Raw genomic sequence first — 12,974 nt, 5'->3', positions numbered from 1 at the left:
GACAGACTACATGGACATGGAAATTACGTTTCTCGACTATCGTTGTCAAATTACGATTAAGTAGTATACTAGTGTTGTTGAAGATGGTAGTCGTTCACTAGTTACTACACAATATTCTCAGTAATACTCAGATATGTTCGTTAATCGATGAGTCGTTGGGCTGCATTCGTGAGTGTACGTGATGCCTTCATAACCGAACTGACAGTAACGTACTCGCGATCAGCATGTGCGACTGCACCAGTATCATCAGCAAGAACGCCAGGACCGAACACAACAACAGGTGTAGGGGCAAAGTACGATGCCTCTGTCGCTGCAGTGAAATATCGCTGTTGAGCTGATGGTTCAACCTGTCTTACGGAATCTGTGAGAATTGTGACCAGTTCATGACCTGGATCAGTCGAAAACGCCTCTAAAAACGGGGTTGGACGGTCTGTTAGTGAAAATTCAACTCCAATATCCGTAGAAACCGCTGTATCAATCGCGGTTGTGAGTTCGTCTCGAAATGTGTCAGCGGTTTCAGGGGGGACGCTTCGACGGTCAAGAATAACGCGACAGGATGCTGGCACTTGATTGGTTGCCGTCCCACCGTCGACTGTCGTCGGGGTCAATGTTGGTTTTCCCAGCTGTGGATGTGTGGCGTTGAGTCGATCTGTATCGTACGTCCGAATTGTTTTGAGCGCATCCTCAAGTGCTGTAATAGCATTTACTCCGGTTGTTGGCGCTGCAGCATGTGCAGCAGTGCCAGTAAGCGTCAATGTTCCCTGAAATCTTCCCTTTGCTGCTGTGCACACATCAAGTCCAGTTGGCTCACCAACAATATACATATCAGCGTCAAGATCAAGCGCCGCAGCGCCAGTAGAGAGAACTTCTTCATCCGGTGTCACAGCCAATGTAAGCGTTGTTTTCGGTGTTAAATCCACACTCAAAAATGCAGTAAGCATCGCTGCTAGTGGACCTTTGGCATCGCATGCACCCCGACCGCGGATTCGATCAGTGGGATCCGTGTTTTTAGCGGATAAGGATGACTGAGTTGACATGGAATCATCTGAGCTTGCGTCTGTGTCTGGTATGATATCGTCCGGAATTGTCGCCACATCTTGAGGTCGCTTGAGTGGAATATGTGGTGAGACCGTGTCAATATGTGTATTGAACACGATATGTGTCTCAGGAGTAGATTCTGAGTCTTGTGAGTCAGCATGTGAATTTGTAGCCGTATCACGCTGTGTTCCTCGCGTCGCAATTGTATTCCCAGCCGCATCGACATGCACATCAATATCATGACGCTCAAGCGTTGTAACGAGTAGTTGACGCATCTTCTCGACATCATCATTCGACGGGCAAGCGACTGCTCGCTCAAGAAAATCAATCGGATCAAATGGATGATTATTATTGAGTGACATCGTCTGGAGGTGTGTTCGGTGATGACTCTATGGTATTCTCAGATTCCAAAGCAGAATCTGAGACTGATGATGAGTCAGAGTACGGTGTTGATCGAGTCAATGATTCAGTGATAACTTCGAGTTCTGTTTGGAACGCACGTTCTACCGGACCAGTGAGTGTCGCTGACTGACCAGGGGTGACAGTGACACGAAGTTCACCGCCTGGTGGTCTGACCGTCATTGGAATGTCTGAATCAACGATTCCGAGCCGGCGAGCAACGGCACCGACAGCTACTGCCCCTGTTCCGCAAGACTGTGTTTCATCTTCAACACCGCGTTCATATGTTCGTTGTTGGAATTGAGCAGCACCGGTTAATTCCCCGAGTGTAACATTAGCACCGACTGGAAATATATTTGCATGCCTAATTGGAGGCGCAATATCACTTAATCTGATGGAATCAATATCATCAACGATTGCAACAGCATGCGGGACTCCCGTGTTTACTGCAGTGACGGAAAGTGAGTCAACCTGCTCATCAATAAACGCAGTATCGCGGTCAGCGACGAGTGGGACACGGCTTGGATCAAATGTCGGCGTTCCCATTTCAATTGTTACAGTGTCGCCCGAAAGTGTCGCATGCTGGGTGCCAGCAGGAGTTTCAATCATCAGATCTGTCGCTCCTGTTCGCTCAGCCGCCCATGCAGCCGCAACTCGGGCACCATTGCCACACATTGCTGCGGTTGAACCGTCCGGCTGAATAAGTGTCATAATTACCTGTATCGGTGTATGCTGTTGTTCAATCGAGAGGAACAATACACCGTCAGCACCACGTCGGTCGGTCGTATCATGTGAGATGCCCGTGTCGCGATCGCAGTGAGCTCTTGCAAACGCCTCACGATCAGGAATTCTTTCTGTGTCGTTGACGATGATAAAATCATTACCAGTACCATGGTATTTCACGACGCTGACCAACGCGGTCTCAGTGCTCACTGTGGTCCACCGCCAGGGGGTGCATGTGTTGTTGAAGATACGGGTACAGTCGAATCGGATGTTACCGAGGAGCTCGAATGAGATACTATTGATGACAGTTCTATTGAGTCCTCATCTGACGCTGTTTCAATTACATCTAACTCATCAAGCGTCTCGCGACGACGTGCGAGCTTGACAGTATTATCATCATAAATGACCTCTGCGGGTCGAGGTCGAGCGTTGTATGTACTTGCCATCTCGTATCCATACGCTCCTGTGGTCCCAATTGCTAAGATATCGCCACGCGTTGGTGTTGCGATTGATCGGTTTTCGGCAAATATATCAGATGATTCACATATCGGACCAGCAACGGTCACTGGTTTCGAATCTGTTGTTGATGACGCTGAGATGTTCTGAATCTCGTGGTAAGCATCATACATCGCTGGACGGAGCAGCGTTGTCATCCCGGCATCAACACCAACAACGGTTGCTTCGCGTGCATTCTTAATCGTATTCGCCCGTGTCAAGAGGATACCTGCATCAGCAACGACATACCGACCTGGTTCGATTGCCAGTGTGGCATTGACTGTTCCAAGTGCATCTCGCGTTCGCTCAGCCACATCATAAAGATCAAGCGGTGGATCACTCGGGCGATACGGGACGCCGAACCCGCCACCGACATCAACAAACTCAATCGATCCCGCGCGCTCAGCGACTGTTCGTGCGAGAGTTCCCATCCGACGAACAAGCTCCTCATGTGAGGAGAGATCCTCGCCACTGATCCCACTACCGGCATGCGCGTGGAGCCCAACAAAATTAAATTCTGCTGCCCATTCAGCGGCTAGTTCAGCTACACGTTCATGTGGAATACCAAATTTCGCGTTGGCACCAGTGGTTACTTTCTCATGATGACCAGCGCCAACATTTGGATTCACACGAATGCAGAGGCGACCATCGAAACCACGTTCTCTGAGTCGTTCAACCGTATCGGCTGCACCAACAGTAATTGTCATCTCCCTATTGTCACGCCACCATTCAACGATTGCATCGAGATCACGGGCTGGTGGATTGACCGCAGTATACTGAATCCGAGCGCCATCGAATCCGGCGGTAAGTGCCGCTTTGACTTCGCCAGCGGAGGCGCATTCAACATCGATCCCAACATCACGAATTACTTCGAGAACTGCCTGTCCACTGTGTGCTTTGATTGCGTATCGGACTGTTGCCGCTGGAAACGCGTCAAGAAGCCGAGCACAATTTTCTCGAACTCTATTCATGTCCATCACATACAATGGGGTTTCAAATTCTGCAGCAAGGTTACAGAGGGCACCCGCATCCCATGCAGCAAGCCGCCTGATAGGGACACCAGTTTGTTCAGTATTAGTGGTGTTCATTCGCGTAAAGCCTCTTCACGACGCGTCTGATCAACTGTTTCGGCTTCAATATCGACTGCAACAACAGCTGGTTTGTACGCCCCTGATTCAAAGAGGTCATGATCACCAAGTGAGGATTCAACATATCGAGTGAAAGCACGTCGGTTTGCAGGGAGTTTTCCGTAATAGACTGTCTCATCGACAAGATCATATACGGGAATTCGAGGCGACAATAATGTGTTCTCGCCAATAATGGTATTCTCACCAATATGGAATCCAGACGTTACACGACATCCAGCACCAAGCGCAGCATCCGATTCAATAATCACTGGAGTATCTTCAACTGGTTCTAGAACTCCTCCAATAAGAGTATTTGCTCCAAGCTTGACGTTCGAGCCAATCTGTGCACATGACCCAACAGTATCACAGGAGTCGACTAATGTTCCATCGCCAACATACGCACCGATATTGACGAAGGACGGCGACATCATAATACAGTCTGCGCCGAGATGTGCGCCTCGGCGGATCACAGTCCCATCAGGTGTATTTCGCGTCCCACGATCGCCGAGGTCATGACTTTCACGTAACGGAAGAACATCATGATAAGTAACATCCCCATACTCCCGCGGTCGGGTTTCTCGCAAGCTAAAATTCAATAAGATTCCCTGTTTAACCCATTCATTTACATTCCATCCCTCGGGACCAGTGGTATTACCTGTTGGTTCGGCTGCTCGGATATCACCAGATTCAATCGCTGCCAGAAATGTATCAAGCGTTTCATATACGGCTGTGTCAGTTGTTTCTGCGGTGAGTTCGTCGTTGTTGTACTGCTGCCAGAGAGTATGGATATCAGATTCAATGCTCATGATGAATCCTCGGTATATTCATCACTATTAGCACCAGCATCTAAGACAGCATCGAAGTCATACTGACTGGGAGGGCGTCCAGCAATCCACGTCGCTGCATCCAATGCGCCAGCTGCGAAAATACCTCGTGACCCAGCTCGGTGTGTGAGTTCAATTACCTCATCACCGCCAGCCATGAGCACCTCATGTTCACCAGCGATATCACCAGCACGACGTGCATGAACACCTATTTCTGATTCGCTACGCGGTGTGTCGCCCACACGACCGTGAACGCGCGTGGCGGACTCCGTTTCATCTCGTGCAGTGTCAATGTCATCAAGTAGTGTTACTGCCGTCCCTGATGGTGCATCGCGCTTTCCATTATGATGGGTTTCAGTTACTTCGATATCATATGACGGAAGGGTTGAGACAGCTTCAGTGACGGCTCGACGAAGTGCTGCGATACCACGTGAGAAATTTGAAGCCTTGAGGATAGCGGTCGTATCGCTAAGTGAGGATATCATCGAATGTTGAGCATCATCGTACCCGGTTGTCCCAATAACGGCTGCGATATCCCTGTCTGCCATGTCGACAGCATCAAGATATCTAATACTTGCGTCCGGAGCAGTGAAATCAATTAATACATCTATACTGTGTGTCTCAAACGCATTTTTGAGTGCTGTCTCAGATATTTCGCCAGTTATCTGAACGGTTGCATCTGGTGCATCAACCGATTCAGTGCTTGGGTCAGGTATCGCATCAGGAGTTCGCGTTATCGCAAGCGTGAATCCGATATCAGATCGCTCATTCGCCAGTGACCGAAGTTCAGTACCCATTCGACCGCTTGCACCGGTAATGGCAACTCGAGTCTTGGACTGTGTGGGTGGGTCAACATCAGTAGTATCTGTAGAGGTCTTGTCGGTACTTTGATCTGTGTTTGCTTGTGTTTCGGACATTGATGTGATCAGATGACCTCCGACTGTCCAGCGAGTGTCATCTCACGATCAGCGTCAAGCTCATCAAGAATTGATTCAAGTTTCATGCGGTGTTCATCGGCTAGCTCAGTTAATGGAGAACGAAGTGTCCCAGGACCGTATTCACGGTACTGCATTGCAGCTTTCACTGGAATAGGGTTGGTTTCGATGAAGAGGTGGTCAAAAAGTGGAGCCAAATTATAATGAAGAGTTCGTGCACGCTCATAATCGCCACTGACCGCTGCACCAACCATTGCAGTTGTTTGAGCAGGTTCGATATTCGCTCCGACGGAAATAACTCCATTACCGCCAAGTCCACAGAGTGGGAGCGTGAGGATATCATCACCGGAAAGCACAGAGAAAGACTCAGATCGGGTCTGCTCGATCACGGATGATATTTGACCAACATCCCCGCTTGCGGCTTTGTAGCCGATGATATTTTCATGTGAAGCAAGCGCAGCAACGGTCTCGGGTTCAATATTCGTCCCTGTTCGTCCAGGGACATTATATACGATTTGTGGAGTATCAATCGCATCGGCGATGGTTTGGTAATGATTCCTAAGCCCAGTTTGCTCTGGAATGTTGTAATACGGCGAGATTAATAACAGTGCATCAGCGCCGGCATCAGCGGCACGCTCTGAGAGATTGAGCGCTTCACGGGTTGAATTCGACCCTGACCCAGCAATGACAGGCACATCATCGACGGCGTCGATGACCGTTTCAATAACTTCAATATGCTCATCATGGGTCAACGTTGCACTTTCGCCCGTTGACCCTGCTGGAACAAGCCCGGATACACCTGCCGTTTCAAGTCGTCGTGCATTCGTGGCGAGTATATCGTGATCAATGCGTCCGTCTGGTGTGAATGGCGTTGTCATCGCAGGGAACACGCCAGTAAGATCAATATTTGTCATGTGATGTATGTGAGTATGTATGTCGATTGTTCTTACGAGACGATACTATATTGTATGACGTGAACTCAGTATAATGACTGTGGTTGGTGACGCCAACATTGACGCACGGTGTCGTGTCAGCGGCTCAGATTTGAGACACATCGAAGAGACACTATATTGATGATTCCGCCAAGGACAAGAGTGCTAGGCTTGCCCAAGACTGGAAAAATTGTATGCATGCGCTCGCGGCTATATTTATATCTATTATTCTGTTCGTGCTCGCACTTAACCCAGGCGTAGTGCATACACGCGCCCGACGTGGATCTCACACAGAGCGGAAATACTCCACACAGATTGAGGATACCCTGGTGAACACGCCAGTTTGACATCCTCCTCCGCGTAAAAGCGGGGGAATCCTGAGCGTGAGCAGGAGCAGTGGAGATTGCAGGGTTGCAGTTCCACCAAACCCCGGCACAGTGAGAACCCATGTGGGGTTCACGGACCGTCGCGGATAGAGTGGGAGTGCCAAGCTCCCGGTACTCCTATCCTCCATCGTGTTCGGACTCTCACAGTTGGTTGTGCCGTTGGGAGTCCGGCAGACTTCGGTGGACTCGAAGTTACTGTCTGTGCTGTGTTCAGGCAGTCGGGCACTGCATCGATTCAGTCTCGGAACCGACCCGACCCGACCGGTCACCTGAGTGGGTCCGATTATTGTTTCATTGCTTGGGGCGGACAGACCGCCATCATAGGACTGACCGGAGTCGCTCGGTTCCCAGCCTGATTCCTATCCATACGCGGAACTGTCTGTCAGTTTAACTGACGGATTGTGAACTCTCAAAGTGGCTCTCGTAGCGGAGATTGACTCCGACTCCGAATTCGAATTGTCGGATTCATCCTGTCCTGTCCTGCGGCTGAAGCCGCAGGGATTCTGCTTGAGTCTGTATAATGAGTTGAATATACTGGCACGGATCACTCGTTGACGATGAGTCGTCAGCGATGATGCCGTGATATCTATCATAATTAATTCGCTGATTACACACGATTAAATCCATTTCGTCATATGTGTATGAGAGCACCGTAATGAAACGATAATGACTATGAGATGAGTCGAAATGATCGAATTTTTATATAATATCGTATATGAATATCGATACGGATACGACCGTAGATTAATCTATGAGCCGTATACAAAATATGTATGACCGAGATTCATCCCGGACAGCGGGTCGCGGTGCTAGCAGACGCACAGAACCTCTATCATACCGCACAGAGTTTGTACTCACAGAAGATTGACTACGGCTCTTTGCTCAAAAAAGGCGTTTCGGGGCGAGAGCTTACACGTGCAATTGCATATGTTATTCAAGCAGATGCACCTGAAGAGGAGACATTTTTCGAAGCACTCGTTGATATTGGGTTTGAGCCGAAAATTAAAGAAATTAAAACGTTCGGTGACGGTTCAAAGAAGGCTGATTGGGACGTTGGAATGAGTCTCGATGCGGTGACCCTTGCCAATCACGTCGATACTGTTGTTCTTTGCACCGGTGATGGTGATTTTTCTCGGCTTTGTTCACATCTAAGACATGAAGGAGTCCGCGTTGAGGTGATGTCGTTTCGTGAATCAACCGCTGATGAGTTGATCGATGCTACTGATACCTTTATTGACCTTTCAGCACGTCAGGAAACATTTCTTTTATAATTATGATTATGATCACTGAATCAGCTATAACTAACCGGTGGGAATCGCTTCAGAGTCAATCCCGAGACACTCGCTTCAATTTAGGAGTAGATCATATAGATAATTTAAATACCGAGTGCTTGAATGAGTGGGACGCCGCTTAGCAAGGCACCAACGAGGTATCCACCAATTGCACCGCCGTTTAACAGTGGCAACCCAGCATGTGCTCGACCTTTCAGCACGAGCCACATGAGAATAAACAATCCAATAAACGTCCCAATCATTGCCGTGAGTGCTGGAAGAGTCATCGCAGGGATACCGAAAACGCCAAGCGAGGGAGTCAGCTCAGTCGGAAGAAAGAATGCCGCGCTTGCGACTAGAACCGTTGGCATGACTGCATCACCAAGCCCAATAAAGAATGCATCCCGAACGTTGTCTGCTTCAGTGGGACTCTCATCTGTGTTACCACCCATATTGGCATTGTCTTCAGCTTCGACTGGGTCACGGTGGGTACCTGTTTTATGATTGTCAGCAGAATCGTCGCTGGCATGATCATCTGTTGTAACTGATGTGGTATCCTCACGAAGAGAGTATGAAAGCGATGTTGGGATAACAAGAACAACAGGGAGATTCAAATCCATCACCCCGGAAGCCAACTCAAGCATATGTTCAGTCCCATAAACGCTAATTGCGTCATAGACTGCGAGAATGCTCAACAAAACAAGTGCTGGAAAGAGTCCAAAGCTGATCCCGAATAATCCTGCTGCACCCGCGCCCATCAGTACGCCCGCAGCATCAATAACATACCATTCAGGATAAACGACTAGAAGTACTGCAATCCCAGCAGCGAAGATGAGTGCTAACCACGGTGAAACAAAAACGGAAAAAACATACCATGCGAGCGACCCAGCTGCGAGGGTTACAAACCCCTTCACAAGCCATTGAAAATTATATTTGAACGCAGCAAGCATCACCACCGTTGCAACGAGGATTGCCCCGATGTATACAAGACTATTTGTTGGATTTGTTGGATCCTCAACAGTCTGATATCCCTGTTCATAAAATGTCGGGACAAGCGCGAGTGCACCGAGTTGGACAAGAAAAAAAAGCACTGCGGCAAAGCCGACGCCGAAAGCGACGCGTCTGTGCATGCGGTTATTTTTCGGTCACAATGTATGCTAGTTGCGTTTCGCGGTCTAGTCTGACACAATTGTCTTTATCATTGTATTATCTGGCGTATATCTTTTCTCCGATTACAGCCGCTGGAGAGCAGCTTTCAACTGGGGTGATCGCCACATATGGTCGGTGAGTTGGACCAAATACATCAACCACCCGACCGACCGTTGAAAGTGATTCATCAACCGCTTGCGCGCCGATTGAAGGGGACGTTTGCATATCAGCATCGCATCTCGCAATCAAGAGATGTTGGACGTGCTGTGTTACTTTGCCAAGACGTTGCATTAGTGTATTACTCTCGAAGAATATGAGTGTAGGCAGCGACTGCCTGAACAAGGTCATTTTTACTTGAATCATCAGCGCCTTTGACGACGACGCGCCCGTTTGTTCCCCATTCGCGAGGATGTGCAACATCGTGTTCAATAACAGCATCATACCCAATCTGTTGAACAGCCTCTGCAATTTCATCGACCTCTGGATCGTCAATGGCATCTTGGAGCGAGACGCGGCGACCATCAGATCGAGTGATTGACGCGTCAAGATAGCGTGGCCAGATAACGTTCTCAACAGCCATAGACGAAGGACTACAGTGTGGATATAATATACTGTCGACTGACGGATGTCAATTAATGACGACAAATGATGTAGCGATATCAATCTTCACTCCCGTATATTGATCATCCAGTTGAATGATTATTATACTCAGATGATATTAGAACGTGAGATATACTAATTTATTATTGTATGTCCTGTGGCTGTCCGACGGACGCAACTCAGCAATGATAGATCAAGCTGACAATTTTGATACGCCCTACCGCCAGTGGTCGATTATGAGGGGAGCCGCACTTCCAAGCACAAGCTCTCGCAGCCAGCGTTGGCTGAAGAGTGGGAATTCGTCTGTGTCTATCTGGTAGACGGCGTCGTAGCAGTGTATGTCGGTTTTACTCTTTGGTCAAGCCACGACCCCGATGCACTCGCCTTGCTATCTGTAGACTTTCTTGTTGAAACTCTCTAAGACTACGAAATACGTGTATTATTTGCGCTCAGGAAGATACCGGATCTGTGTATTATTGATATCTAATCACATTCCGCATCAGCCGTGCCGCTATGGGTATTTGTTTTAGCGATTGTATTCGTTTCATGATGGGTGTGATGATAAAAATACACGAGAGCATCTCCCGTATCAGCCTGTACCGGATCAAAACAGACACGTTGGTACCGATCGTTTTCAATAAGATTCACCATGAGTCCGGCATCATGTGCTGAGACGGAATCATATGCGTCATCACAGATTGGGCATCGACTCGGAGCGTCGCCTGGGACGCGCATTAGTTGATTTCAAATTAGCATTCATGTATTTATATCATTCGGCCTGAACTGGCTCAGAAGTCAATATCAAATAACATATTTTTGATTTTCACGGTTTTCGTGAGGTAGTTCATCGGTATGTATCATGGTGCACCGCTGTCTCGGATGAGGTTTACAGGAATTTCAACCCGAATGTCATAATTATAATTCGAATTCAGTGAAATCACTATGCTGTTTCTAATTAGGATTAATTTATCTGAATCTGAATCAGAATCAATAAGAATAGACTCCTGTACGCAGAGTAGACGCAACATTACGTCGTTTGACCGCGGATACGCACCGTCACTCAGCCCCTGCTCAAGATGACTGAGTTAAACGGGTTCCCATCAACTGGTAGAGGCATGGTTGCAAACCTGAAATTCCCACGCTTGGGATATCTGCATCTCCAGGCGCAAGAGGATGTCAATCGGAGAAAACGTGGAGGGCTAGATTAGCAGTGTATTATTATGTCAGCGGAAGACGATTGAAAATACGAGATATGTAGTGTATCTGGACAGTCGATATCAACGATTTGCATCAAGTTCGCGAGTATGATTACTGTCGGTGTCGGCATCGGAGTCAATGTCCATATTTGCTCGGGATTTAGACTCTGAGCTAGAAGTAGCGTTGGTAACATCATCAGTAGCACTGAGGTCGGTCGAAAACTCAACAGATGCACCAAGAATTTCAGCGAGAGACGTTGTTGCTTGTCTCAGTTCCTCTATCTGTTGTTGTTGCTGCTCTAACTGTGAAATGACTTCTTCGACTGACGATTCAAGCGTTTTGAGATCTGATCGGAGTCCCGGCGGAACATCTTCTGTTAGCCGAGCAATAGTTTCGCGCATATCAGCAACGGTTTCTGCTGAAGCAAGATCATACTCACCAGGGTTTGTGAGCATCTGCCGATGAGAAAGGATAGCCTCGGAGACACTCTCGCTACCGTCTGGGAGTCGAATTGATAATGGTTCTGCCGTCGATCCGCTTGTATCAACGATATTATTTATTTGATCGTGGTCTGTGTATTCGTCTTCATCGGATGATGCAGCACTATGATTTGATTTCATATACGGTCGATTCTATGCGTGCCCTAATAAGTTCTCGTCAGACAATAATAAATTATCCTATATTATTGATGAATATATATGGGCATACTGATATCAATTTCACTGATAAGAGCTGGGCGGGTCCCTGTCCTCGGGGGTATGGCGACGGACAGGGCTCAGCTGGCGTATTCCGCCCGTCAGAAGGAAGCATGATGACAAATATATATCTTGTGTGCGCTCAAATGCACTGAAAACGCTGGATTATATATCATATATTAGTTTCTCTTTAGTAACAAGCGAATACCGATCAAAGTCACAAAAGCAGTGAGGCCCTACGTGAGTCAATTCAAACTGGTAAGTATACTGAAATAATTCATTTGGTATGTATCAACCGTATTCAGTGCCACCAAGTATGTTCAGATAGTATTATAGATATGTCTCTTGCAGACCGCGTCCGTGACCGTATGTCGGCTGTCGGTCGAGGATTCGACGGTGCGACTGATCTGCTAACGATGCAGTGGCGCGATGTTTTATTCGCACACTGGCGTGTCAATCCTGAGGTCGTCGAAAAGCAACTGCCATCAGGAGTTACCGTTGCAACATACAACGGTAACGGTTTTCTTGGAATTGTCCCATTCAAGATGGCCGATATCAGACCCCGTGGATCGCCTATCGGTCGGTCATTCCCTGAATTGAATTTGCGAACATACGTCCGCCAGCTAGGGTCGAAGACGCACGGTGTGTACTTTTTTAATCTTGATGCTGATGATACGCTCGGTGTTGAAATTGCACGACGAGGATTCAAATTACCGTACTATCATGCTGATATGGAGTTATCATACGACACTACCGACAAGAGCGAAGATAAGAAGATCCACATTGCAAGTCAACGGACGCAGGATAATGCGACCCCAGCACGGTTTGAGGCAACGTATGGACCCGTCAATAAAGCAAGTTACATAGAACCGACCCCAGGGTCATTGACTGCATTTCTTACAGAAAACTATCAGTTCTATACGGATGGACGGAGATTGTATCAAGGAACAATCCGTCACTCACCCTGGAAGGTGGCAGAAGGACATCTCACAATCGAAGAGAACACATTATTTACCGCAAATGGGTTTGAGCATCCAACTGAAGGACCGGTTGTTCATTATGCACCGGGGACTGATGTAACAGCCGGGTGGATTCAGTCGGTCGGTGATTCATAACGATTGGAGAATTAATATTCAGGTGTAGACCTCCCATCGCGCCAGATCGTCGTTTATTGATTAATGACGGTAAGATACTCAAGAACAA

13 protein-coding genes are annotated in these 12,974 nt (G+C 47.9%); 2 read left to right on the top strand and 11 right to left on the bottom strand.

Annotation, left to right across the window (positions count from 1 at the left end; translation table 11 throughout):
• Positions 1-140: 140 nt before the first annotated feature.
• From J07HQW2_RS12825 to dapA, 6 genes are read right to left on the bottom strand one after another with little or no spacing between them, the layout of a single operon-like run.
• Complete coding sequence (locus J07HQW2_RS12825; RefSeq protein WP_021055975.1) at positions 141-1,400, bottom strand: M20 family metallopeptidase; 1,260 nt, start codon at positions 1,398-1,400, stop codon at positions 141-143.
• Positions 1,387-2,370, bottom strand: coding sequence for a diaminopimelate epimerase (gene dapF, locus J07HQW2_RS12820; RefSeq protein ID WP_021055974.1), 984 nt, complete (start codon positions 2,368-2,370; stop codon positions 1,387-1,389). The genes J07HQW2_RS12825 and dapF overlap by 14 nt, the downstream gene beginning before the upstream one ends.
• Positions 2,367-3,743: a diaminopimelate decarboxylase gene (lysA, locus tag J07HQW2_RS12815; RefSeq protein ID WP_021055973.1), complete on the bottom strand. Its 1,377-nt coding sequence runs from the start codon at positions 3,741-3,743 to the stop codon at positions 2,367-2,369. Before lysA ends, dapF begins: the two co-directional genes overlap by 4 nt.
• A complete protein-coding gene (locus J07HQW2_RS12810) occupies positions 3,740-4,588 on the bottom strand; it encodes a 2,3,4,5-tetrahydropyridine-2,6-dicarboxylate N-succinyltransferase (RefSeq protein WP_021055972.1) in 849 nt (282 codons plus the stop codon). Before J07HQW2_RS12810 ends, lysA begins: the two co-directional genes overlap by 4 nt.
• Positions 4,585-5,523, bottom strand: a complete 939-nt coding sequence (dapB, locus tag J07HQW2_RS12805; RefSeq protein ID WP_021055971.1) for a 4-hydroxy-tetrahydrodipicolinate reductase — start codon at positions 5,521-5,523, stop codon at positions 4,585-4,587. The genes J07HQW2_RS12810 and dapB overlap by 4 nt, the downstream gene beginning before the upstream one ends.
• A gap of 8 nt (positions 5,524-5,531) precedes the next feature.
• Entirely contained in the window at positions 5,532-6,455 is a 924-nt protein-coding gene (dapA, locus tag J07HQW2_RS12800; protein ID WP_021055970.1) for a 4-hydroxy-tetrahydrodipicolinate synthase, read from the bottom strand.
• Between the two features lie 1,177 nt (positions 6,456-7,632).
• On the opposite strand from dapA, the gene J07HQW2_RS12795 reads away from it, so the two are divergent.
• Positions 7,633-8,130, top strand: a complete 498-nt coding sequence (locus J07HQW2_RS12795; protein ID WP_021055968.1) for a LabA-like NYN domain-containing protein — start codon at positions 7,633-7,635, stop codon at positions 8,128-8,130.
• A 104-nt stretch (positions 8,131-8,234) separates the two neighbouring features.
• On the opposite strand, the gene J07HQW2_RS12790 is transcribed toward J07HQW2_RS12795, so the two are convergent.
• The 5 genes from J07HQW2_RS12790 to J07HQW2_RS12770 form a co-directional block, all read right to left on the bottom strand.
• On the bottom strand, positions 8,235-9,260 hold the full coding sequence (locus J07HQW2_RS12790; RefSeq protein WP_021055966.1) for a presenilin family intramembrane aspartyl protease PSH: 1,026 nt from the start codon (positions 9,258-9,260) through the stop codon (positions 8,235-8,237).
• Between the two features lie 76 nt (positions 9,261-9,336).
• On the bottom strand, positions 9,337-9,570 hold the full coding sequence (locus tag J07HQW2_RS12785) for an H/ACA ribonucleoprotein complex subunit GAR1 (protein ID WP_021055965.1): 234 nt from the start codon (positions 9,568-9,570) through the stop codon (positions 9,337-9,339).
• Between the two features lie 7 nt (positions 9,571-9,577).
• Complete coding sequence (srp19, locus tag J07HQW2_RS12780) at positions 9,578-9,859, bottom strand: signal recognition particle subunit SRP19 (protein ID WP_021055964.1); 282 nt, start codon at positions 9,857-9,859, stop codon at positions 9,578-9,580.
• A gap of 503 nt (positions 9,860-10,362) precedes the next feature.
• Positions 10,363-10,614: a DUF8145 family protein gene (locus tag J07HQW2_RS12775; protein WP_021055963.1), complete on the bottom strand. Its 252-nt coding sequence runs from the start codon at positions 10,612-10,614 to the stop codon at positions 10,363-10,365.
• A 542-nt stretch (positions 10,615-11,156) separates the two neighbouring features.
• The gene (locus tag J07HQW2_RS12770) at positions 11,157-11,696 is read right to left on the bottom strand and encodes a hypothetical protein (protein ID WP_021055962.1); all 540 of its coding nucleotides are present in this window, start codon (positions 11,694-11,696) and stop codon (positions 11,157-11,159) included.
• A gap of 443 nt (positions 11,697-12,139) precedes the next feature.
• On the opposite strand from J07HQW2_RS12770, the gene J07HQW2_RS12765 reads away from it, so the two are divergent.
• A complete protein-coding gene (locus J07HQW2_RS12765) occupies positions 12,140-12,886 on the top strand; it encodes a YqjF family protein (RefSeq protein ID WP_048075678.1) in 747 nt (248 codons plus the stop codon).
• Positions 12,887-12,974 lie beyond the last annotated feature (88 nt).

Origin of the sequence: Haloquadratum walsbyi J07HQW2, assembly GCF_000415985.1 — an archaeon.
Taxonomy (GTDB): domain Archaea; phylum Halobacteriota; class Halobacteria; order Halobacteriales; family Haloferacaceae; genus Haloquadratum; species Haloquadratum walsbyi_B.
This window is presented reverse-complemented; position numbering and strand designations above follow the sequence as displayed.

Excerpts from the sequence above, each read along its gene's own strand:
- srp19 (WP_021055964.1), bottom strand. The coding sequence starts at position 9,859 with ATGGCTGTTGAGAACGTTATCTGGCCACGCTATCTTGACGCGTCAATC.
- lysA (WP_021055973.1), bottom strand. The coding sequence starts at position 3,743 with ATGAACACCACTAATACTGAACAAACTGGTGTCCCTATCAGGCGGCTT.
- J07HQW2_RS12790 (WP_021055966.1), bottom strand. The coding sequence starts at position 9,260 with ATGCACAGACGCGTCGCTTTCGGCGTCGGCTTTGCCGCAGTGCTTTTT.
- J07HQW2_RS12785 (WP_021055965.1), bottom strand. The coding sequence starts at position 9,570 with ATGCAACGTCTTGGCAAAGTAACACAGCACGTCCAACATCTCTTGATT.
- J07HQW2_RS12765 (WP_048075678.1), top strand. The coding sequence starts at position 12,140 with ATGTCGGCTGTCGGTCGAGGATTCGACGGTGCGACTGATCTGCTAACG.
- J07HQW2_RS12810 (WP_021055972.1), bottom strand. The coding sequence starts at position 4,588 with ATGAGCATTGAATCTGATATCCATACTCTCTGGCAGCAGTACAACAAC.
- J07HQW2_RS12825 (WP_021055975.1), bottom strand. The coding sequence starts at position 1,400 with ATGTCACTCAATAATAATCATCCATTTGATCCGATTGATTTTCTTGAG.
- dapA (WP_021055970.1), bottom strand. The coding sequence starts at position 6,455 with ATGACAAATATTGATCTTACTGGCGTGTTCCCTGCGATGACAACGCCA.
- J07HQW2_RS12795 (WP_021055968.1), top strand. The coding sequence starts at position 7,633 with ATGACCGAGATTCATCCCGGACAGCGGGTCGCGGTGCTAGCAGACGCA.
- dapB (WP_021055971.1), bottom strand. The coding sequence starts at position 5,523 with ATGTCCGAAACACAAGCAAACACAGATCAAAGTACCGACAAGACCTCT.
- J07HQW2_RS12775 (WP_021055963.1), bottom strand. The coding sequence starts at position 10,614 with ATGCGCGTCCCAGGCGACGCTCCGAGTCGATGCCCAATCTGTGATGAC.
- J07HQW2_RS12770 (WP_021055962.1), bottom strand. The coding sequence starts at position 11,696 with ATGAAATCAAATCATAGTGCTGCATCATCCGATGAAGACGAATACACA.